The sequence below is a fragment of the Mesorhizobium sp. B2-1-3 genome (assembly GCF_006442495.1).
In the GTDB taxonomy this organism is placed as follows: Bacteria; Pseudomonadota; Alphaproteobacteria; order Rhizobiales; family Rhizobiaceae; genus Mesorhizobium.
This window is the reverse complement of sequence record NZ_VFWL01000014.1, coordinates 126,584-149,460: the sequence shown is the minus strand read 5'-3', so window position 1 is coordinate 149,460 and position 22,877 is coordinate 126,584. Positions and strand designations below refer to the sequence as shown.

General features: G+C 61.3%; 18 protein-coding genes. 9 read left to right on the top strand and 9 right to left on the bottom strand.

Annotation, left to right across the window (positions count from 1 at the left end; genetic code table 11):
• The first annotated feature begins 100 nt into the window (after positions 1-100).
• Entirely contained in the window at positions 101-1,684 is a 1,584-nt protein-coding gene (locus tag FJ973_RS22005) for a sugar ABC transporter ATP-binding protein (protein WP_140557681.1), read from the top strand.
• Between the two features lie 62 nt (positions 1,685-1,746).
• Entirely contained in the window at positions 1,747-2,628 is an 882-nt protein-coding gene (locus FJ973_RS22000; protein ID WP_181165435.1) for an ABC transporter permease, read from the top strand.
• 121 nt (positions 2,629-2,749) lie between these two features.
• On the opposite strand, the gene FJ973_RS21995 is transcribed toward FJ973_RS22000, so the two are convergent.
• The 6 genes from FJ973_RS21995 to FJ973_RS21970 form a co-directional block, all read right to left on the bottom strand.
• Positions 2,750-3,967: a DUF2235 domain-containing protein gene (locus FJ973_RS21995; RefSeq protein WP_140557677.1), complete on the bottom strand. Its 1,218-nt coding sequence runs from the start codon at positions 3,965-3,967 to the stop codon at positions 2,750-2,752.
• Positions 3,968-4,108: 141 nt separating this feature from the next.
• Complete coding sequence (locus tag FJ973_RS21990) at positions 4,109-5,308, bottom strand: mandelate racemase/muconate lactonizing enzyme family protein (RefSeq protein ID WP_140496529.1); 1,200 nt, start codon at positions 5,306-5,308, stop codon at positions 4,109-4,111.
• A gap of 9 nt (positions 5,309-5,317) precedes the next feature.
• Complete coding sequence (locus tag FJ973_RS21985) at positions 5,318-5,644, bottom strand: NIPSNAP family protein (RefSeq protein WP_140496531.1); 327 nt, start codon at positions 5,642-5,644, stop codon at positions 5,318-5,320.
• Between the two features lie 102 nt (positions 5,645-5,746).
• Positions 5,747-7,108 (bottom strand): mandelate racemase/muconate lactonizing enzyme family protein, encoded by a 1,362-nt coding sequence (locus tag FJ973_RS21980; protein WP_140557675.1) that lies wholly within the window; start codon positions 7,106-7,108, stop codon positions 5,747-5,749.
• A gap of 64 nt (positions 7,109-7,172) precedes the next feature.
• Entirely contained in the window at positions 7,173-8,339 is a 1,167-nt protein-coding gene (locus tag FJ973_RS21975) for a mandelate racemase/muconate lactonizing enzyme family protein (protein ID WP_140557673.1), read from the bottom strand.
• Positions 8,340-8,391: 52 nt separating this feature from the next.
• Positions 8,392-9,102 carry a GntR family transcriptional regulator gene (locus tag FJ973_RS21970; protein WP_140557672.1) on the bottom strand — a complete coding sequence of 237 codons (711 nt, stop codon included), beginning with the start codon at positions 9,100-9,102 and terminating at the stop codon, positions 8,392-8,394.
• Between the two features lie 217 nt (positions 9,103-9,319).
• On the opposite strand from FJ973_RS21970, the gene FJ973_RS21965 reads away from it, so the two are divergent.
• From FJ973_RS21965 to FJ973_RS21935, 7 genes are all read left to right on the top strand, one after another.
• Positions 9,320-10,798: a sugar ABC transporter substrate-binding protein gene (locus tag FJ973_RS21965; RefSeq protein WP_140557670.1), complete on the top strand. Its 1,479-nt coding sequence runs from the start codon at positions 9,320-9,322 to the stop codon at positions 10,796-10,798.
• A gap of 78 nt (positions 10,799-10,876) precedes the next feature.
• Positions 10,877-11,836 carry a sugar ABC transporter permease gene (locus FJ973_RS21960; protein WP_140557668.1) on the top strand — a complete coding sequence of 320 codons (960 nt, stop codon included), beginning with the start codon at positions 10,877-10,879 and terminating at the stop codon, positions 11,834-11,836.
• Positions 11,833-12,723: a carbohydrate ABC transporter permease gene (locus FJ973_RS21955; RefSeq protein WP_140557666.1), complete on the top strand. Its 891-nt coding sequence runs from the start codon at positions 11,833-11,835 to the stop codon at positions 12,721-12,723. Before FJ973_RS21960 ends, FJ973_RS21955 begins: the two co-directional genes overlap by 4 nt.
• Before the next feature lie 10 nt (positions 12,724-12,733).
• A complete protein-coding gene (locus FJ973_RS21950; RefSeq protein WP_140557664.1) occupies positions 12,734-13,831 on the top strand; it encodes an ABC transporter ATP-binding protein in 1,098 nt (365 codons plus the stop codon).
• A gap of 31 nt (positions 13,832-13,862) precedes the next feature.
• Entirely contained in the window at positions 13,863-15,026 is a 1,164-nt protein-coding gene (locus FJ973_RS21945; RefSeq protein WP_140557663.1) for a mandelate racemase/muconate lactonizing enzyme family protein, read from the top strand.
• 24 nt (positions 15,027-15,050) lie between these two features.
• A complete protein-coding gene (locus FJ973_RS21940) occupies positions 15,051-15,791 on the top strand; it encodes a ribonuclease activity regulator RraA (protein ID WP_140496549.1) in 741 nt (246 codons plus the stop codon).
• A 1,149-nt stretch (positions 15,792-16,940) separates the two neighbouring features.
• Positions 16,941-17,285 (top strand): hypothetical protein, encoded by a 345-nt coding sequence (locus FJ973_RS21935; protein ID WP_140496551.1) that lies wholly within the window; start codon positions 16,941-16,943, stop codon positions 17,283-17,285.
• Between the two features lie 115 nt (positions 17,286-17,400).
• Here the strand turns inward: FJ973_RS21935 and ggt are convergent, their stop codons facing one another.
• The 3 genes from ggt to FJ973_RS21920 all read right to left on the bottom strand — a co-directional run bounded on the left by ggt (position 17,401) and on the right by FJ973_RS21920 (position 22,861).
• Complete coding sequence (gene ggt, locus FJ973_RS21930) at positions 17,401-19,140, bottom strand: gamma-glutamyltransferase (protein ID WP_140513303.1); 1,740 nt, start codon at positions 19,138-19,140, stop codon at positions 17,401-17,403.
• Between the two features lie 238 nt (positions 19,141-19,378).
• Positions 19,379-20,671: an L-rhamnose catabolism isomerase gene (gene rhaI, locus FJ973_RS21925; protein WP_140557661.1), complete on the bottom strand. Its 1,293-nt coding sequence runs from the start codon at positions 20,669-20,671 to the stop codon at positions 19,379-19,381.
• 87 nt (positions 20,672-20,758) lie between these two features.
• Complete coding sequence (locus FJ973_RS21920; protein ID WP_140557659.1) at positions 20,759-22,861, bottom strand: bifunctional rhamnulose-1-phosphate aldolase/short-chain dehydrogenase; 2,103 nt, start codon at positions 22,859-22,861, stop codon at positions 20,759-20,761.
• Positions 22,862-22,877: the final 16 nt, after the last annotated feature.

Here is a 22,877-nt window from a genome sequence, read left to right as displayed (position 1 = left end):
GGAAAACCGTACACACTTTTCCTGGAATTGCTCTGGCTCCTTCTTTCGCCGGCGGGCCGCAGCAGTCCGCCGGCGCTCCCCGAGCGATCGAGAAATCGTCATGGCCGAAGCGAAAACTTCAACGTCCCAGCGCCCTATCGTAACGATGCAACGCATCGGCAAGTCGTTTGGCGCGAACCGCGTGCTGTCGGACATTTCGTTCGAGGTCAAGGCCGGCGAAACGCATGCACTGCTCGGCGAAAACGGTGCGGGCAAGTCGACGCTCATGAAGATCCTCATGGGCGCGTATCGGACGGACGAAGGCCGGATTCTGTTCGACGGCGAGGACGTCACCGCCCTGTCGCTTCGAGAGAGGATCGATCGCGGAATCGCAATGATCTTCCAGGAGCTGAGCGTCTTGCCGAACCGTTCGGTTGCCGAAAACCTGTTTATCCTTCGCGAGCCGCTCGCCTTCGGCCGACGTGTCGATGCCAGAAAAATGCTGCGCGAGGCCCGGGCTCTGATCGAGCGATTTGCCTTCTCGCTCGATGCTTCGGCACGTGTGGGCGACCTGGCGTTCGCTCAGCGCCAGATGGTCGAGATTCTCAAAGCGATCTCGCGGGGCGCCAAGCTGCTCGTAATGGACGAGCCGACTTCGTCCCTGACCATCCATGAGGAGGAAACGCTTTTTCGGACAATCGGTCAGCTCAAGCAGAACGGAATCGGTATCGTCTACATCAGCCATCGCATGGCCGATGTGCTGCAGCTTTCGGATCGCATCTCGATCATCAAGGATGGGCGACTGGTCGGCCCGCTCGATCCGGAGAAGACGTCCATCGAGGATATCGCGTCGTTGATGTCCCGGCCCAAGGTCGAAACAGCTTCCCCAGCCGCAGCCGCGCCAGCAAATCGTCAACCGGCGACGCCCGCCGGGATGCCGGCTCTTGAGGTCCGTGACCTTGCCACCTCGCGCAAACTGTCCGGCGTGTCGTTCTCGATCGACCCGGGCGAGATCGTCGGCCTTGCCGGGCTTGTCGGCAGTGGCCGCTCGACCCTGGGCAAGGCTTTGTTCGGCATCCTTCCGGATGTAACCGGCCACATCGCCGTCGGGAGCGACCCCGTCCAGCCGGGCAGTGTGAGCAGGGCCATCGCTGCCGGTATCGCGCTTGTTCCCGAAGACCGTCGGCTCGAAGGTCTTGTGGGTGGGCGCTCGATCGAGGAGAACCTCGCGCTCCCCCGCCTTTCCGAGTTCTCGCTGGCGGGTCCGTTCGGGCCGATGGCGAAGGCCCGGATAACGGCTCTGTTCAGACAATACCGGGACGATCTCAGTATCCTGTGCCGCGGTCCCTTACAGAAAGCCCAGGAGCTTTCGGGCGGCAATCAGCAGAAGATCGTCTTCGCCAAATGGCTGGCCATGAAGCCGAAGCTGTTGATCCTCGACGAGCCAACCTCCGGCGTCGACATCAATGCCAAGCGCGATATGCGCGACCTTGTGCGCCGCACGGCCGGCGAAGGCGTCGCCGTGCTGCTCATTTCTTCGGAACTCGAAGAACTCCTGGATTTGTCCGATCGCATTCTGGTGATGGCGCAAGGGCGGATCACGCGCAGCATCGATCGCGCGGACGACGAGACAAAACTTCGCGCGTTGCTGCAGGCCGAGGCGGCCAGACAAGCCAGTACGCGCGCCCAGGGAGTTGCAGCATGAAACCTTCGCCTATGCCCTCGCACGCAAATGCGATAAATTTTTTCCGCGATCACATCACCTATGTGATCTTCCTGGCGATAACCCTCTACTTCGTCCTGTTTGCTCCACACTTCGCGTCTGTGTCGACCGCAAGCGCGGTTCTGCGCATCACGGCCATCGTTTCGGCAATGGCGATCGGCATGACATTCGTCATCATCTGCGGCGAAATCGACCTGTCGGTAGGATCGGTTGCAAGTTTTTCGGGGATGATCGGAGCGCTGCTGCTCGGCCAGGATGTTCCCACCTACGTCGCAGCTCTTCTGGTGCTGGCAGCCGGCGCAGCGATCGGGGCCACCTCCGGCATCCTTGTTACAAAAATACGCATTCCATCGTTTCTTGTGACCCTTGGCATGCTGTCGATCTTTTCCGGACTGGCGCTGACGATCACCGGCACCCGGCCAGTGTCGATCGTCGACGATGATTTCTCGAACCTGTTCTGGAACGGTAGTTTTCTGGGCGTGCAGGCGCCAATCTGGTGGACAATCGTCCTAACTTCCGTCGGCTATTATCTTCTGCACCAGATGCCCTTCGGCAGGCGTGTTTATGCGACTGGTGGAAACCCTGTAGCCGCCCGCTTTTCCGGGGTGCGGACGGACAGCGTCAAAATTTTCGCCTTTGTGCTGTCCGGCATGATGGCATCCCTTGCAGGGATGATGCTCGCGGCCCGCTCCACCGCCGGCAATCCCAGCCTGGGGGCGGGTCTCGAACTCGACGTCATCGCGGCCGTGATCATAGGCGGGACAAGTCTCTTCGGCGGCTATGGATCGATCGTCGGTTCTGTCGTCGGAGCAATCTTCATAGGAATTCTCGGATTCGGTCTTCTCGTGCTCGGTCTTTCGACCAGCATCCAGGAGGTGATCAAGGGCGCTATCATCATCATTGCCGTCTCGTTGAACCGGCGTTGAAAGCAGCAGAGTTCCATGACCCGACGAAACGCGCGCGTTCCACGCGTTGACTGCCGAAGTAGGACCGACCCACCCGAAATTCTCTGCCGTCACAGACCTGCTGGCCCGCTCGGTGTCTGCGCTAGGTAGCGGCTTCGTTGGCTAGGTGGTCCTGCATGAGGTCACCATAAGGTTCAACATCGAATGCGGTTGGAAAATTCTCGGGCTTATAGGCCGGGATCGCCGCCTTCCGATCCAGAACCGACTGATGGACCAGCGGCCGCCGTTCCTGTCGCTCGATCGTGCGCGGCTCGGCTTGCGGTAGGTAGAAGCCGAGGACGGATTTTCGCTTCCATTCACGCCATTTGACGGACTTTGGGATCCACTCGAGCGGCTTCCAGCCCACGGTCATTGAATCATGCACGATCCCCAACGGATCGGGGCTGACGAACGTCATCGTCCCCTCGCCCTTCCCTTCCCCGAAGACAAGCCGCTCCAGCATGCGGGAATTGGTCTGCAATCCAAATGCTTTGGCCTGATCAACCATCCAGTCGAGCGGAAATTTGGATATGGCGCTTTCCTCTTCAGGATAGCCACCGCCGACATCGGAATGAGATCCGGCGAACCAGACTTGTTTGATATCCTGCTCTTTTGCCGGCGAAATCTTGTCGAAAGGATTTTCGACGAATGGCTGCGGCTCGACCCACCGGTTCAGCCGGAACATGCGACGATGCTCATCGATCGCAATTGCATGTCGAAAGACTTCGACGCTCGGGTTGGTCCTCGTATGCGGCAGTGTCAGGAGCTGTGGTAGAAGCCGGTCGCTTCGCGGCACGATGATCGACGCCACGGTGTCCCAAACACCAAGAAATCTGATGCGCGCGTCCCGGGCTCCTGAAACCTTGGAAAAGTGCCAGGCAACGCTAAGGTCGTGCTCATCGCTGGCTTGCTTGTAAGAGCTTACGGCATACTCAACGATGTTGAGTTGGTCCGGATGCAGCAGGCCGATCATGTGGATCAAGCCCGCAACGGCGCGGGCTGTATAGGCTCCGCGGCTGAAGCCAAAGAGGAAGATTACGTCCCCTTCGACGTAGTGCCTGCAGATGAAGGCGTAGGCGCCGGCGATTTCGGCGTCGAGACCATATCCAGTTGCGAGCTCGAACACGGATTTCGCGTTCTGGCGCCATCGCGTCCAGGCATCGCTGGCACCGATGGTTCCTATGCCGGCGTCATAATAGACGCGCTGCTCCTCATTCTTCTTCAGGATGCGGAACAACTTCAAGACATTCGAGAGATTGCGCTCGATCTGGTTTCCCGTTCCATCGCAGCAGACAACGATGTTTTTGCCAGTCCGCTTCAACGCCACCGCCTTTGAAGGTCCAGTTCAGACCAACCGACTTTGACCCAAGCTGTGGATCACATCAACAGGCGTCTGACAATGGATACCGATGAGAATGTAGCGGCGCGGTCGGCGTGGTTCCGGTGGCGAAAGAAGAGGGCTTCAATCAAAGAAGCCCGTATCCTCTTCCCTGAGATACTTCCTGGCTGCTTCGGCGTCGATATCGAGGCCCAGTCCCGGCGCTTCCAGCAGGTCCACCATGCTGTCCTTCACGATCTGCGACGGCAGGCCGATCACGAGATCCTCCCACCAGGGGTCAGAGGCGCTCGGATATTCGAAGGCAATGTAGTTGGCGGGCAAGGTGGCGCAAACGTTGATCAGGGCGCCGAGGCCCAGCAGGCCGTTGGCGGTGCCGTGCGGCGCCATCAGGATGGAGTGCATATAGGCGTGCTCGGCGACCCATTTGAGTTCGGCAATACCGCCGATATCGGCAGGATCGGGGCCGATGACGCGCACGGCCTGCGTCTCGATCAGCTCCTTGAAATTGTGCCGCAAGTAGATCTGCTCGCCGGTATGGATCGGCGTCGAGGTGGAGGTTGTCAGCTCCCGATAGGCCTGCGGATTGACCCACGGCACATAGTCGCCGGTCAGCATGTCCTCGAGCCACATCAAATTGTACTTCTCCACCGCGCGAGCGAACTTGATCGCATCGGGCAGCATCCAGCCCGGGCCGCAGTCGAGCGCCAGGCTGACCTTGTCGCCCAGCACTTCCTTCATGGCGATCACGCAGTCGAGCATGTGGTTGAAACCGCGCTCGCTGATCACGCCCTGATCCATGGCACCGTGATAGCCGGCCTTCTTCTGCGTCACGCCATAATGGAAGTCCTCGATGCTGTCCTTCATGTTCGAGTGGAACGAGATTCCTTGCTTGACCATGAAGAAGTTCTGCGGCTGCTCCATCATCCATTTGACGTCGGCCGCATAATCCTCCGGCCGGTCGCCCGCGCGTTTCCGGCGGATCGAGCCGTTATAGACGCGCACCTTGTCGCGCACCTTGCCGCCGAGCAGTTTGTAGGCCGGCACGCCAGCGGCCTTGCCGGCAATGTCCCACAGCGCATGCTCGATCGCGGAGACGGCGGCGCCATAGGGCTTGAACGAACCTCGCTGGCGGATCTTCAGCATCACCCGCTCGACGTCGGTCGGATCCTCGCCGATCAGCGCCTCGCGGAAATGCAGCACAAAGGGCTTGAGATAGGTCTTTGTGAACTCGACCTCGCCAAGGCCATGGAGGCCCTCGTCAGTGACGACGCGAACGATGGGATGCCGCCCGATGACGGCGCAGCGCAGGTCGGTGATCTTCATGGCACAGTCCTATTTCACAGACGAGAAAGCTGTCGGTGTGAGCAGCTGGCTGGCGATATTGGCAACGATCTGCCCGTCACGCTCAGACTCGTCCCGGGCCCTGTGCCATGCCGGATCGGTGACGAAAGCCGCCCATTTCGCCTCACGCTCGGCCAGCGATTCCCAGGCGAGGAAATAGGTAAGGCGATTGCTGTTTTCGCCGATCGCCGTGGTGAAAAACCCGGCTTGGCGGATGCCATGCCTCTCCCAGATGGCCAGCGTTTGGTCGGAAAAGCGCTTGAGCAAAGCCGGCAGCCTGCCCGGCAGGCAGTCGTAGATACGCAGTTCGTAGATCATGGTTTCGTCCGTTTCTTTCTTCGCCTCTCCCCTCGGAGAGGTCGACACGAATGGTCGGTCGTTGGCCCTGTGAGCTTGAGGAATGAGGGCTGGGCGTCTGGGCTAACTCCAGGTCCGGTCCCAGCTATATTCATTGTCCCAATGCTCGGTGGATTGCCAGATGCCGACGACACCCGGCTGCAGATGCTGCGAGATCACCTCGTCTACGACGTCGTCGATCCCCAGACCCGGCTTGTCCGGAACAGTGATGAACCCGTCCTGCACGAGCGGCTTGGGAAGGCCGGTGACGATATCGTCCCACCAGTCGACATCGGCGGAGTGGTATTCGAGCGCCATGAAATTCTCGGTCGCGGTCGCGACATGGGCCGCGGCCATCGCGGCGATTGGACTTTCGGCCATGTGGATGGCCATGGCGACGCCGTGATCCTGCGCCATGTCGCCGATCTTCTTGGTCTCCAGGATGCCCCCGCTGGTGAGCAGGTCCGGGTGGATAATGGAGAGGCCACCGCTCTTGAGCAGCGGTTCGAACCCCTCCTTGAGGTAAATGTCCTCGCCGGTGCAGATGGGCACCGTGGTGGCGTCCTGCAACTGCCGGTACTGCTCGGTGTACTGCCAGGGGATTACATCCTCGAGCCAGGCCGGCACGTATTTTTCAATTCGCCTGGCGAGCCGAATGCCGTTCTGCAGTGAGATGTGGCCGACGTGGTCAATCGCGAGCGGGATCTCCATGCCGATGACCTCGCGAACCTCGGCAATGTACTGCTCGAGCAGGTCGAGGCCCTTGTCGGAAAAGTGGAGGCCGGTAAACGGGTGGGCGACATTATGCAGGTCGTAGGCCGCGTTGCGGGCGCGCCGTTCATCAACGGTCTTGAGTGGGCCGCGGGCAGGATGAACGCGATAGCCTTCCAGTGAGCCGGCAGGAGACACGACCGCGCCGGGCACATCCGCAATCTGCATCAGCCCCAGATCCATCTTGAGGAAGGTGAAGCCGAGTTCCATGCGCTGCTTGAGGCGCTTGCCGGTCTCTGTGCCGCTCGGCACGGTTGCATCGGTATCGCAATAGAGGCGCACCTTCTCCCGAAACCGGCCGCCGAGCATCTGGTAGATCGGAACGCCATAGGCCTTGCCGGCGAGATCCCACAGCGCGATTTCGACCGCCGAGACGCCGCCGCCTTGCCGGCCGTGCCCGCCGAACTGCTTGATCCGGCGAAACAGGCGATCGATGTTGCAGGGATTCTCGCCAAGCAACCGGCTCTTCAGCATCAGCGCGTAGGTGGCGCTGGCCCCGTCGCGCACCTCGCCAAGCCCGACGATGCCCTGGTTGGTGTAGATCTTGAGCAGCGCCGTTGTGAACGGTGCGCCGACGATTTCAGCCACCCGCATGTCGGTGATGCGAAGATCGGACGGCTTGGAGTTCATGTTCACCCGATCAAGGGCTTCGTCGGCTCCACCGGTCTTGGGCATCACTTATCCTCGTTTTTGGTAGGCGGGCTTTTCGGCGGCATGCAGCCCCGACATGCGACATGCGTCAGCCCAGCTCAATCTCGTGGGCTTGCAGGTACTCGCGGTCCATCTCGATGCCGAGACCGGGCCTCGACGTCAGTTTCAGGCTGCCGTTCGAAACGTCGAGCGGTGTGTCGATGAGATGATCGTATTTACCCAGGTTCCACTCCGACGTCTCGAGCTTGTAGAAGTTAGGAACTGTCATCATCACCTGCGCGCCCGCCACCACGTTGATCGGCCCCGCGGCGTCATGCGGCGAGACCGGGACGTAGTAGGCTTCGCACAGGGCAGAGATCTTCTTGAGTTCGGTAATGCCGCCGGTCCAGGTGACGTCAGGCATGATATAGTCAGCGAGCTTGTTTTCGAGCACCGGCACGAAGTCCCACTTGGTGTGGCCGCGCTCTCCCCACGAGATGGCGGCGCTGACCTTCTCACGCACCTGCTTGAGGGCATTGAGGCTCTCGGGCGGGCAAGGCTCCTCGAACCAGTCGATCTGGCCGGCTTCCTCGAGGCTTCGGCAGAGGCGAATGGCGGTTGGAACATCGAAACGGCCGTGCGCATCGATGAGAATGTCGACATCAGGGCCCGCCGTTTCGCGGATCAGAGCCGTGAGTTCGGCCGCTTCGCGCTCGTCCTTGCGAGTCATGCTGCCATCGAGGTAGCCGTCCCGCTGTTCGCGCGACACGCCATCGGCGCTACGTCCCTGATGCGGGAAAGGATCAAACTTGAGCGCGGTGTGTCCGGACTCGACGATGTCCCGAATTTCGCGGACCACCGCCTCCTTGCTGGTAAATTTGGACTGGTTGGGATGGGTGTAGAGCGCGATTTCATCGCGCACCGGCCCGCCCAGCAGCTCGTAGATCGGCTTGCCCAAAACTTTGCCCCGGATGTCCCAGAGAGCTATGTCGATGGCGCTCACGCATTCGACCGCGGCGCCGCGGCTGCCCATATAGGTGAAGCTGCGGAAAATCTTGTGCCAGAGGTGCTCGATCCGGGCCGGGTCCTCGCCGGTCACGGCGGCACCGATCTGCCGCAGGATCGTGCAGAGCGCGCGATTGGCGAGCCTGGTGGTGGTCGTGATCTCTCCCCAGCCGCTCACCCCCTCGTCGGTCGTCACTTCGACGAACAGGTACTCTCCCCAATAGGACGCGTCGGACTTGATCAGCCACGGCCGAATGCTCGTAATTTTCATGTCAGCTACCTCTGTCTGATCGTCGGGCTAGCGATGTTCTGGAACGGGCATTCTATCCGGCCCGAGCGGCGTTGCGCGCACGCATATGTTCGAGGATGTGCCGGCCGGAGCCCTCGACATGGCGGGCAACGAGTTCGGCCGCCTTGTCGGCATCTCCCGCCTTTACGAACGCGATGAGTTCGCGGTGCTCGCGAATGATCGCGGCACGCCGGGCAAGCGTGAAATTGAAACGCCGGCTCACGGCTCGCAGCACTTCACGATGCTTCCACCAAAGCTCGGCGGCATGGCGGTTGTAATGCCGCTGGTACATCACGGTGTGGAAGGCGGTATCCAGCTCGCTGTGCCTGAACGTATCAGCGAAGTTGTTCTCTTCAATCAGGTCCTGGAGACGTTCGAGTTCGGCAATGTCCTCGCCGGTGGCCATGTTCACAAACCATCGCGTCAGGGCCGGCTCGATCAGAACGCCGATCTCATAAATGTCGCGGACAAACTCCTGATCGATAGGCCGGACGCGCGCCCCGCGGTTGGGGAGAAAGGTAACAAAGCCTTCGCCGCGCAAGAGCTGCAAGGCTTCGCGCACGGGGTTGGTCGAGGTGCCGTGGCGCCGGGCGAGATCAGTGACCACGAGCCGTTCGTTGGCGGCAAGCCGTCCCTCGATGATGTCTTCCCTGATCAGCTCATAAAGCGAGGCGCCCTCGCTGGACGCCCCTATGGGGTCAATCCCCACCGGTGGCTTGGCTTTGAAATCGTTTGGTTCGGCCAAGGCCGGCTCCCCTGGATTAATACACACCCTTTCCGATTAACACGCAAAGTTTCGATAAACAATGTACGATCTAACGCGTTGACAGGCAATTCATGATCTGAAAACGTACGGAGCTCCCGAAAGGGTACACAGATACAAAGACGTCCTGCGATCAAACGAGCAAAAAACCGCTTTTGCCTCGCCGCAAAGCGGCATGGGAGAACCAGGGAGGATACCTATGACGAGGATTATACTCGGCAGTGCGGTCCTGCGCGGCACTGTCGTCAGCGTTATGGCGGCATCGCTGATGTCCACATCGGCGCTGGGCGCGCCGCCGGTCGACCTCAGCAAGTGGTCGCCGGAATACGTCCGCGCCATTGCGGGAACACAGGATTTCGACACGGCGGCCGATTGTGCCAAGGTCACCCCGCTGGACTACAAGGGGCGACTGACCTTCTGGTATCAGGGCGTGTTCGAGGGCGACCCCGACCTCCTGCGCCAGTACTACAAGGAATTTTTCGAAACCTTCCGCAAGACCTATCCAAACATCCAGCTCGAGGAACAAGCCCTCACCTATAACGACCTTCTCGACAAGTTCCGCACCGCGCTCCTCGGCAATGCCGCGCCGATGGCGGTCCGCTTGCAAATCCTGGGTGGTACCGAATTCGCTTCAAAAGGCTATCTGCAGCCGCTCAAGCCGGAGGATGTGGGCTATTCGACCGAGGACTTCTGGCCCGGCGCCATGAAGGCCGTGACCTGGGACGGGGTGACCTACGGCATTCCAACCAACAACGAAACGATGGCGTTCATCTGGAACGCCGACATCTTCAAACGCGCCGGCCTCGATCCGGACAAGCCACCGGCAACCTGGGACGACGTCATCAAGTATTCCAAGCAGATCCACGACAAGCTCGGCATTGCCGGGTATGGCCTCGTGGCTCGCAAGAATGCCGGCAATACGCCGTATCGCTTCATGCCGCAGCTATGGGCCTATGGTGGCGGCGTCTTCGACGAAGCGGCGGCAAACCCGACCTATGAGCAGGTCGAGCTCGACAGCCCGCAGAGCAAGGCAGCGCTGCAGGCTTCCTACGACATGTATGTTCGCGACAAGTCGGTTCCGGTTTCGGCACTCACCAACCAGCAGGCCGATAACCAGCCCCTGTTCGTCGCCGGCCAACTCGGCATGATGATCTCGCACCCGTCCGATTACAATGTCATGCTCGACCTGCAGAAGAAGGCGACGGGCACCGACAAGGACAAGGCGCAGACCGTCATAGACAACATGCGCTACGGCCTGATCCCGACCGGGCCCGACGGCAAGCGCGCCGTCGTGTTCGGCGGCTCGAACATCCACATCCTGAAGCCCGAATATGTCGAAGGCGGCAAGGTAGACGAGCCGGCGGCGAAGGCTATCATCTGCATGTGGACGAGCCCTGAATGGTCGCTGAAGATGGCCTATGCCGGATCGAATCCCGGCAACCTGAACGGCTTCAAGACCAAATGGATGAAGGAACGTCTGGACAACATCAAATTCCTCGATGTCACGACCTCGATGCTGCCATACGGCATCCCGTTCCCGGCGCTGCCGCAGGCCCCGGAGATCATGAACATCATCGTCCCGGACATGCTGCAGAATGCTCTGACCGGAGCGATGACCGTCGACCAGGCGGCGGACGACGCGGCCCAGAAGGTGAAAGACCTGATGGGCGGGCTCTAGCCTGCGCCTGACCCACGACCTGACCGGCTGCGCTGACAGCGCAGCCGGTTCGTTCCGAAGAAACAAGGGCATACCATCGTGACGATCGTGACCGGCAAGGCCGAGGCGCGCCGAAAATTGCAACCCGGCAGGTCCGGTGCGCTGCGGAATATCTGGGAGCATCGCGCCGACTACGCGTACGTGCTGCCCGCGATCGCCGTGATGCTCATCGTCATCGCCTATCCGATCTACTACACGATCGAGCTGTCGTTCTATAAGACGCCGCCCGGCTTGCAGCTTCGTGACAAGACCTTCATCGGCTTCGACAACTACACGGCCATCCTCACCAGCGAGGTGTTCTGGAAAGTCACCTGGAACACGCTGATCTGGACATTCGGGTCCACCTTCATCTCCTTTGTCCTGGGGTTTGCCACTGCGCTGGCACTCCACCGCGACTTTATCGGCCGCGGTGTGCTGCGCGCTATCCTGATCATTCCCTGGGTCATCAGCGCGGTCGCCGCCTCCTATATCTGGAAGTGGATCTACCATTCGGATTTCGGCATCATCGGCGCAGTGCTGGTCGGCCTCGGATTGGCCGACCGACCGCCGAATTTCATCGACAACGTCAGCACGGTTCTCCCCTCGCTGATCGTCGTCAATATCTGGCGCGAGTTTCCGTTCGCCATGATCATGATGATGGCGGGCCTGCAGACAGTCCCCGAGCAGTTGCTGCTCGCCGCGAAAGTTGACGGAGCCAATGCCTGGCAGCGCTTCTGGCACGTCACCTTCCCGCATCTGCGCAACGTCTCGGTGGTGACGATCCTGCTGCTGGCAGTGGCCAACTTCAATTCCTTCATCATCCCCTGGATCATGACCGGCGGCGGGCCGTCGAACGCATCGCATATCTGGATCACCCATATTTACGAACTCGCCTTCGGCCGGCAGCGCTGGGGCGTGGCATCGGCCTATTCGGTGCTCCTGTTCATCATCCTGATGACGCTGGGCTACTTCTACGTCCGTGCGCTGAGCGGCAACGAGCGGAAGGAGGGCGGCGTATGAGCGCGATTGCCGAGACGGTCTCCCGAGGCCAGACCCGTCGCCGTATGCGCGTCGAGGGATGGCGGTGGGCCGGGCGCATCTTCCTCGTTTTCATGCTGCTTTATACGGCGTTGCCGATGATCTGGATGCTGATCACCTCGATCAAATCGGGGTTCGCGGCGACGCAATTCCCGCCGCAATGGTGGCCGGACGAGCCGACCCTCGCCAGCTATCAGAAATTGCTCGATCCGCAGAACAGCGTCGGCCAGGACTTCCTCCGCTTCTTCTGGAACAGCCTGTTCGTGTCGACCGTCACGACAATCCTTTCCGTAATCGTGGCTGTCCCCGCGGCCTACGCTTTTTCGCGCTTCAGTTTCCCCGGACGGAACTTCCTGTTCTTCGCCGTTTTGCTGCGCAACATGTTCCCGGCAGTGATCTTTCTCGTGCCGCTCTTCATCCTGATGCGCGCGATCGGCCTGGTGAACACGCACGGCTCGCTCATTCTCACCTATCTGACGTTCGGGCTGCCGCTGGCGATCTGGCTGCTCAAGGGCTTCTACGACAACATCCCGGTGCAACTCGAGCAAGCGGCGCGCATCGACGGCGCAACGCGGTTCCAGGCCTTCATCCTGATCGTGATGCCGCTCTCGACGCCCGGGATCATCGCCACCGCGATCTATTCCTTCATCGGCGCCTGGAACGAATACATCTACGCCTACACCTTCCTTTCCAAGAACGAGCAATTGACGCTGCCGGTCGGCATCCAGCGCTTCTTCTCGGAAAACACGACGGACTTTCCGGGCCTGATGGCGGCCAGCTTCATGATGAGCGTGCCCGTCGTGGTGCTGTTCCTCGTCCTGCAACGATACTTCGTACGCGCCCTTACAGAAGGCGCGGTCAAGCATTAGGGAGTTGCCAATGGCCCACGTGGTCCTCAAAGATCTCGTCAAGACCTATGGCGGCTTCAAAGCTGTCAACGATGTTTCGCTGACGGTCAATGACGGCGAGTTCGTTGCGCTGGTCGGCCCGTCAGGCTGCGGCAAGACAACCACGCTCAATCTCGTCGCGGGGCTGACCTCGATCACATCGGGCGACATCGTCATCGGAGACCGGGTGGTCAATGATCTCGACCCCAAGGACCGGGACATCGCAATGGTGTTCCAGAACTACGCGCTGTACCCGCAGAAATCGGTCTACAAGAACCTGGCGTTCCCGCTGCAGATGCGGAAACTCTCCAGGGACGAGATCGACAAGAAGGTCAGGGAAGCGGCGCGCGTTCTCGACATGACGCACCTGCTCGAGCGCAAACCGCGGGAACTTTCGGGCGGGCAGCAGCAGCGCGTCGCCCTTGGCCGTGCCCTCGTCCGCGACCCCGCTGTGTTCCTCATGGACGAGCCGCTCTCCAACCTCGACGCCAAACTGCGCGTGCAGATGCGATCCGAGATCAAGCGCTTCCACCAGGACCTCAAGGCAACGATTATCTACGTGACGCACGACCAGCTCGAAGCCGTGACCATGGCCGACAAGATGGCGGTGATGAATGGCGGCTATCTGCAGCAATACGATTCACCGGCGCAGGTCTTTGCCCATCCGGTCAACATGTTCGTCGCCAGCTTTATCGGCAGCCCGGCGATGAGTCTCATTCCGCTGGAGGCTTCGACGGCCAACGGCAGCACCGCGCTGACCAGCGCGGAAGGCTGGACGCTTGAGCTGTCGCAACTCAACGCGCGCAAGGTCCAGGGAGCGACCACCAAGAAGGTCGTGCTCGGCGCGCGGCACTCGACGATCAAGCTGCACAAAAGCGCGGTCCCGGGCGCCATTCCGGCCAAGGCCTATACGGTGGAGCCGACCGGAGACGTCACCTTCGTGCAAGCATTCCTGTCGGGCGCCATCGTCAACATCAGCGTGTCGCCCAACGTCGCCGTCAAAGCTGATGAGCGTATCTGGCTCGAGTTCGACCAGGAGCGGATGCATCTGTTCGATGGCGAAACTGAAATGGCCCTCAAGGCCGACTGAGACAGGGGATGCGCGTGGAACGCGGGCGTGGATGACTAAGAACCTGAAGATCACCGCGATCAAGCCCTACCCGGTGTGGGTGGGAACGCGCAACCAGATGCTCGTCAAGGTCGAGACCGATCAGGGTATCTTCGGCTGGGGCGAAAGCGGCTTGAGCGGTCGCGAGAAAGCCGTGGCGGGCGCGGTCGAGCACTATCGCGAGTTTCTCATCGGCCGCGACCCGATGCAGATCGGGCGTATCTGGCAGGAGGTTTATCGCAGCCAGTACTTCGAGGGGGGTCGGGTCCTGCAGGCGGCGATTTCCGCCATCGACATCGCCCTTCATGACATCAAAGGCAAGGCGCTGGGGGTGCCGGTCTACGAGTTGCTTGGCGGCAAGCAGCGCGACCGCGTGCCCACCTTCGCCTCGACCGGAGACGAGGCCGAGGGCGATGTTGCGATCGAACGCGCCCGCGAACTGCGCGCGCAGGGCTGGCAGGCGATCCGCTTCTTCCCCATCGGACAAAGCAGCAAGGACGTCTTCGAGCCGCGTGAATCGATCGGCCCTACCGCGAGCATGCTGAACAAAGCGCGCGAGGCGCTGGGCGATGAGGTGGTGCTCGGCGTCGATTATCATCATCGGCTGTCGGTGGCCGAGGCGGCGAGCTTCTGCAGCAAGCTCGGCCGCGGCGTGCTTGATTTCCTCGAGGAGCCGATACGGGCTGAGACACCGGAGGCGTACGAGTCCCTTCGTACGATGACCGACATCCCCTTTGCCATCGGCGAGGAATTTGCCAGCAAGTGGCAGTTCCTGCCTTACATCGAGCGCGGCATCCACCAGTTCAACCGGCTCGATGTCTGCAATGTCGGCGGGCTCACCGAGGCGATGAAAGTCGCTGGCTGGAGCGAGGCGCACTATGTGGACCTGATGCCACACAATCCCCTTGGCCCGGTGTGCACGGCCGCAACCGTGCATCTCGCCGCCGCGGTGCCCAACTTTGCGTGGCTAGAAACCAGGATCCCCGAAAGGAAGCTGGGTTTCGACAATTCCGACTTTTTCCCCGTACAGCCAAGGCTCGACGGGCCCGATTATCCGGTCAGCGACCTGCCGGGGCTCGGCGTCGAGGTCAATGAAGCGGCGGTCCAGGCGCAGAGTTTCCGTTTCTGGGAAGCGCCACATCTCAAGCGCCGCGACGGCTCTGTCACCAACTGGTAATTCAATTTCAACCGGAGTCCGAAAATGACGCATACTCCCGATATCACGCGGCCGCCCAAGGACCTGATCGACGCGCTAAGGGAGATCGGCGCCGCCACGGTCGCGGGCACACTTGGCCATATGGGCTTTCGCAATCCGCACATGGTCGGCCCGGTGCCGCAGAACCATGGGAAGTCGATCGTCGGGCCGGCACTGACATTGCAGTTCATGCCGCAGAGACCGGACCTCTTCACCGAGGGAGAATATGCCGATCCGGAGACGCAACTTCACAGACATGTGCTCTACCATGCGCAGGAGGGCGACGTGGTCGTCGTCGACGCGCGCGGCGACATGAGCTCCGGTGTCTTCGGCGATATGATGTCGACCTATTTCAAGGGCAGAGGCGGTGCGGGCATTGTCATCGATGGGTGCATGCGCGACCGGCCCAATGTCGAAAAGCTCGACCTGCCTCTTTGGCTGCGCGGCTGGACGCCAAATTATCATGTGCAGACCAGCATCTATCCCAATGCGGTCAACGTTCCGATTGCCTGCGGCGGTGTCACGGTGATCCCCGGCGACATCATCGTCGCCGATGACGACGGGGTGGTGGTGCTTCCCGTCGCAATGGCCCCGAAGGTCATCGAAGAATCCCAGAAGCATCACGATTGGGAGGAATTCTCACGAATGAAACTCATGGGGGGCGCGCCGTTGCAACGCTACTATCCACTGCACCCAAGCGCGAACGACGAGTACGAGGCTTGGCGGAAAGCCAACGCCAAACCTTGATAGACAGGATGAACTGACAGTCGCCAGCGCGCGTCAGCCATTCCCCCTAATTTATCCTGGCGCCGCGCTGTGCGTCGAACAGGTGCGCCTTGCGCACCATCGTCTCCAGCCCGATCTCCTGATCAGGTTTGAATGGCGGCCGATCCCGGCTCTCCGCCCGCTCGTTGACCTAAGCTGGGTTTAATCCCTGGCCACTCCAGACCTGTCCCTGCCGAAAGCTGGCGGCTTTTGCATCGGGAGATACCTGACCGCGCTGGTGGCGACACATTACCGTAACGGAAGCGGTCCTATCATTCATTCGGTGATTTTGGGCGGGGGCCGGGATCGTCGGCCGGGACCGTCAAGATTAGGGGACCTGATATGGCCACGCAGCTTTGTCACATAGAGACAGCATTCTCGGGAGCGGGCTCGGCAATGGCTCCAAAGTTCGCGGAATCATGCGCTTGGGCGAATGCACGAGGCGTAACAATCTATCAGCGTTCAAAAACGGTATGGATCGCGGCCGGCGGCTATCGAGGCCGCGATTTGAAAGTAAAGGGACGGTCGCCTGCCACCGCGCTCGCACTATGGATTGAGGCTGTCCAGTACAGAGGTTCTACATGAGGCTGACCAACGAGGCGTCCAAGGCACGCAAGGAGATCAGCATCCATCGTATCGCCGCCCTGATACCAGCTTAGGATATCGCAGGCCGTCGCCGAAAATCGATCCCCGGCCGAGCTTTGTCCATGCGATCAGCCCGGCCGCTTTGGTCGAGCTGGTTCATCATGAGCCCGCGAGCGCCAGCATGACGCTCGCCCCAAGTGCGGAACGCACCTGGCTCAACATCAAGCGGACGCCCGGAGCTGAAAATTTTACGCGGCCGCGCCTGGCGCCGCGGCTCCGGTCGCGTAAAAATGCTTCTGTCGAAGCTCGAATCAACTCCGCCATCATGTTTTCTCCAGAAGAAACGCCCATATAAAAGCAGGTTGGCGGGCCGTTGCCATTCGGGCAGACACCGCTGGCGTTGCGGCGGTGATCCGAACCCGCCAAAACGGATGGCGCGCCCTGCCGGACGGTTTGATATCGCGGTCAACACGTAGGGAGAAACACGCGATCGGGTTGCGCTCGGCATGTGTTGATGGTTTGTTGCCGGTCAGCGGAGAACGAGTGATGCGAGAATCCATCGGTCAAGACGAATACGGGTCGACCAGCCCCTTCGATCCGGATGACCTGCCGAATTTGAATGCGATCGGTCCGGCGATGGGCAGCGGCAATGACTTCGAGAGATACGCGGTCGCCGTCATAATCGTGTTCGGCGCCCTGATCATAGGCGGGCTGATGGCCGCGTCGATGACCTTCGGCCACCGCAACGGTTTCCTGTTCGCGCTCGGCGGCGCCACATCGGCCTGGATATCGGGAAACGCGCTTCTGCTCGACCGGCCGCGCATCTACGCACTGTTCGTCGGCATCGCGGCCCTGATGCTGATCGCATCCACCGTCACGCTGATTTCGTGACGGCTTGATCGTCAATTAAAGCGGTCGTTTCACGGAAACCCAGACCGCCCTGTTTTTTCGTTTTCGATGCGATTGCGGACGCGGGTTCACGCGCTTGCGGAGTGCGCCAGTCCCATCAATAGCCGAGCGCCTCGCCGGAAGCGGCGCGGCTGTCGATGGCGCCATTGTAGCGGGCGCCGCCACCCTTCCCAATTTCCGCCAGGCTCTTGCCGCCGACCAGTATGCCCGCTGCCTGACCCCAGGTCTTGTCGCTGAGATCGAGATGATAACCCATGCCGGCCAGCAACCTTTCGGTGTCCGGCGACAGTCCGAACGGCTCGATATAGACCGTGTCGGGCAGCCATTGATGATGGATGCGCGGCGCGTCGATCGCCTCCTGGATGTTCATGCCGTGGTCGATGACGTTGACGATGGTTTCCAGTGTAATGGTGATGATGCGCGAACCGCCGGGGCTGCCGATGACCATGAACGGCTTGCCGTCCTTGGCCACCACGGTCGGGCTCATCGACGACAGCGGCGTCTTCTTCGGCTGGATGGCGTTGGCCTCGCCCTGGACCAGGCCGTAGAGGTTGGGCACGCCGGGCTTCTGGGTGAAATCGTCCATCTCGTTGTTGAGCAGGATACCGGTGCCGTCGGCGACAACGCCGGCGCCAAACGAGCCGTTCAGTGTGTAGGTGACCGCGACCGCGTTGCCGTCCTTGTCGATGATCGAATAATGCGTCGTCTCCTTGCTCTCGCCGAACCCCTTCGGCATCAGGTCCTGAGAGACGCCGGCCCGGAACGGATCGATCTTGTCGCGGATATCCTTGGCGTAGGCCTTGTCCAGCAGCTTCGAGACCGGATTGTCGACGAAATCGGGATCTCCGAGCGCCGAATTGCGGTCGACATAGGCGTGGCGCATGGCTTCGACCATGACATGCACGGTCTCGGCCGAACCGGCGCCAAGATAGGACAGCGGATAGCCTTCCAGCACGTTGAGGATTTCGCAGATGATGACGCCGCCGGAGCTTGGCGGCGGCGAGGAAATGATCTCGTAGCCGCGATAGGAACAGGTCACCGGCTTGAGCTCGCGCACCGCATATTGTTCGAAATCGCCCTTGGCCAGGATACCGCCCTTGGCGCCGCTTGCCTTGACGATGGCATCGGCGATGGCGCCCTTGTAGAAGGCGTCGGGGCCTTTTTCGGAAATCGCCGAGAGCGACGCGGCTAGGTCGGGTTGGACCAGCCGCTCGCCGATGCCATAGGGCTTGCCATCCGGCTTCAGGAATATGGCCGCCGCAGCGGGATCCTTCGCCAGCCTGTCGGCACCTCCGGCAAACGAGGCGGCGTCACCCTGATTGAGGATGAACCCGTCCTTGGCATAGCGAATGGCCGGCGCCATGAGGTCCTGCCGGGACAAGGTGCCGTATTTTTCGCGCGCCATCTCGAAACCGGCGACGGAGCCCGGCACGCCGACGGCGAGGTAGCCGTCGAGGCTGGCGCCTTTCACCGGTTTGCCGTCCTTGTCGAGATACATGGTCTTGGTCGCGGCCAGCGGCGCACGTTCGCGGAAATCGAGGAAGGTCGACTTGCCGTCCTTGAAGCGGACAGTCATGAAGCCGCCGCCGCCGATATTGCCGGCATTGGGATAGACGACGGCGAGCGCATAACCAACAGCGACCGCCGCATCGACGGCGTTGCCGCCCTTCTTCAGGACTTCGACGCCCACCTCCGACGCCAGATGCTGCGCGGTGACAACCATGCCGTTCTCGCCCTTGGCAGGCGCTGGCGAGGCGGCGATGGCGGCCGCCCATGGCGCGAAAGCGATTGTGAATGAGAGGCTGACGGCGATCAGCGTGCGGCGAGTGATATGCATGGCGAGGCTCCTGGCGGGGGACGCCTAGGAAACCGTGTTGGGGTGATCGAGTCCACTAACAATTGAGGGAGCACGAGAAAGAGCCCCCTCACCCGCTTGCCATGCGAATTGCGAAGGGCAATTCGGGGCAATCCGACCTATCCTGGTGGAAGGAGGCCGTCAGCGCTGGTGCCAGTCTCTTCTCCCCAGCGGAGAGAAGGTGGCCGCGAAGCCGCCGGATGAGGGGGCGGGCTCGGCCTCAGACAATGCCCCCGCTGCCGCCGGCAACGGCCGGGCGTTCCGCCGCGACCTTGGCGCGGTAGCCTGCCGCCCGGTAGGCGGCGACCGGGTCGATGGCGCCGCCGGTGTTCAGCCGCGCCATGGCCAAGATCGGCTCGACATCGGTGCGGTAGGCTGATTTTAGCGTCTGCGTTGCCATCAGCGCATCGTTGCCGTCCTGAAAACCTTCAAGCGCCTTGCGGTCGACCAGCAGCGCCTGCGCGTAGGCGCGCTGCACCTCGACCGCGGACAGCATCAGGCTCTCGATCGGATCGGTGACGTTGTGGCTCTGGTCGAGCATATGCGCCGGATCGAAGCCGTCGGCGCCGGACAGTTCGGCGTCGACCAGTTCGTTGAAGACCAGGAACAGCCGGTAGGGGTCGATCGAACCGGCATCGAGGTCGTCGTCGCCATATTTCGAATCGTTGAAGTGGAAGCCGCCGAGTTTCCTGAACTGGATCAGCCGCGACACGATCATCTCGATGTTGACGTTGGGCGCGTGGTGGCCGAGGTCGACCAGGCAGAACGCCTTGTCGCCGAGTTCCTTGGCAATAATGTAATTGGTGCCCCAATCCTGCACGACGGTGGAATAGAAGGCAGGCTCGTATATCTTGTGTTCGGTAAACAGCTTCCAGTCAGCGGGCAGCCCGACATAGACCTCTTTCATGGCATCGAGATAGCGCTCGAACGCCTTGGCGAAGTTGACCTGGCCGGGGAAGTTCGAGCCGTCGCCGATCCACACCGTCAGCGCCTTCGACCCAAGCGTCTTGCCGATCTCGATGCATTCAAGATTGTGCTCGACCGCTTGCCGGCGCGTTCCGGCATCGGCATGCGAGAGCGAGCCGAATTTGTAGGACAGCTTTTGGTCCCTGGCGTCGGAGAACGTATTGGAGTTCATGGCGTCGAAGCCGAGGCCGAAACGCGAGGCCGCCTGCTTCAGCCGGTTCGGGTCGGCCTTGTCCCAGGGAATGTGCAGCGACACCGTCGGTGTCGCCTGCGTCAATTGCTTGATGACGGCGCAATCCTCGATCTTGTCGAAGATGTCGCGCGGTTCGCCGGCGCCGGGGAAACGGGCAAAGCGCGTGCCGCCGGTACCGACACCCCAGGAGGGGATCGCCACCGCGAATTTCTCGACCTTGTCTCGGATCGCGTCGATGGCGATGCCGCGACGGTCGAGCCGTTCGCCGAGCGAGGCGTAGTCACGCTCGAGGTCGGCCTTGCGCGCCGCGTTGTTTTTTTCGACGACGTCGGCCGAGATGATGGTTTCGGACACTGCTGCTCCTCCCAAATTTCGTTCAGCTGGCGCTGCCCCTCATCCGCCTGCCGGCACCTTCTCCCCGTGAACGGGGAGAAGGAGGGCCTAGCGCGTAAAGCTTTGCGCGTTGCCGGCGTCGACATTGACGATGTTGCCGGTCGACTTGGCCGACATGTCGGAGGCGAAGAAATAGATCGCTTCGGCTATGTCCTCGGGAAACACCGAGCGCTTCAGCATCGAGCGCGAGCGGTAATGTTCCTCAAGGTCGTCGGTCGACATCTTGTAGGCGGCGGCGCGCTGTTCCTTCCACTCGCCGGACCAGATCTTGGAGCCGCGCAGTACGGCGTCCGGATTGACGACGTTGACCCTAATCTGCGCCTCCGCGCCCTCAAGCGCCAAGCAGCGGGCGAGATGAATCTCGGCGGCCTTGGCGGTGCAATAGGCGGCAGCGTTCGGCGAGGCGGCAAGGCCGTTCTTGGAGGCGACGAAAACGACGTTGCCGCCGATCTTCTGCACCCTGAACAGCCGGAACGCTTCCCGCGAGACCAGGAAATATCCCGTCGACAGGATGTCCATGTTCTTGTTCCACAGCGCCAGCGTCGTGTCCTCGATCGGCGCCGAGGAGGCGAGGCCGGCGTTGGAGACCAGAATATCGATGCCGCCGAACTCGACCGCCGTTTCGGCAAAGCCGGCGACGACCTGATCCTCCGACGTGACGTTGATGACCACGGGGCGGACAAAATCCTTGCCATAGGCCTTGGCCAGTTCGTCGTTGGCGCTGGCAAGTGCTGTCTCGTCAATGTCGGCGAGCACCACGCAGGCGCCTTCTCGCAGCAGCCGGCTCGCCGTCGCGCGGCCGATGCCGCCCGCGCCGCCAGTGACGAGCGCGATCTTGCCGGCAAGAGCCTTGGGCTTCGGCATGCGCTGCAGCTTCAGATCCTCGAGCAGCCAGTATTCGATGTCGAAGGCTTCCTGCGCAGGCAGGCCGACATAGGAGGAGACGGTCGAGGCGCCGCGCATGACGTTGATGGCGTTGACGTAGAACTCCCCCGAAATGCGCGCCGTGGCCTTGTCGCCGGCGAAGGTGAACATGCCGACGCCGGGCATCAGATAGACGACGGCGTTGGGATCGCGGATGGCGGGCGAGTCCGCATGCTTGCAGCTGTCATAATAGGCCTGGTAGCCGACGCGGTATTCGGCAATGTCGTCGGCCAGCCGCGCGATGACGGCATCGACATCGGGCTTGGACGGATCGAACTCGATGACCAGCGGCCGGATCTTGGTGCGCAGGAAATGGTCCGGGCATGAGGTGCCGAGTGCCGCCAGCGGGCGCAGATCCCTGGAATTGACGAATTCGAGCACGGCGGCGGAATCGTCGAAATGGCCGAGCTTATGGCTCTTTTCCGAGATGAGGCCGCGGATCCTCGGCATCAGCTTCGCGGCGATGGCGCGGCGTTCGGCGGCGTCGAGCGACTTGACCGCTTCGCCACCGAAAATGGCGACGCCCTCGGAACGGCGCTCGAACCACTCGATCGCCTGGTTGATCACCGAGATCGTCGTTTCGTAGCATTCCTTCGGGCTGTCGCCCCAGGTGAACAGGCCGTGGCTTTCCAGGATCACGCCCTTGGCGGCTGGATGGTCGAGGCAGAATTTCTCCAGCCACAGGCCAAGTTCGAAGCCCGGCCGCTTCCACGGCAGCCAGCCTATGGCGTCGCCGAAGATTTCCTTCGTCAGGGCCTTGGAATCTTTGGCGGCAGCGATGGCGATGATGGCGTCGGGATGCATGTGATCGACATAGGGCTTCGGCACGTAGGCATGCAGCGGCGTGTCGATCGAGGCCGCGCGCGGATTGAGATTGAAGGTGCAATGGGGTAGATAACCCACCATCTCGTCTTCATGCTCGACGCCGCGATAAAGGCCTTTGAGGGCTCGCAATTTGTCCATGTAGAGCGTGGCAAAACCATCAAGCTTGATCGAAGCGCTGTCGCCGCCGGAGCCCTTCACCCACAGCACTTCCACGTCCTGTCCGGTGAGCGGATCCTGTTGCCGGATTTTCGACGATGTGTTGCCGCCGCCGTAATTGGTGACACGCTTGTCGGAGCCGAGCGTGTTCGAACGATAGACCAGAAGCTCGGGATCGCTCATCCCCCTTACCTTCGCATCATCCCAAAGATTGGCGAGGCGCGAGCCGGAGCGCTTGTCGAGCATGGGTAATCCTCCCTTG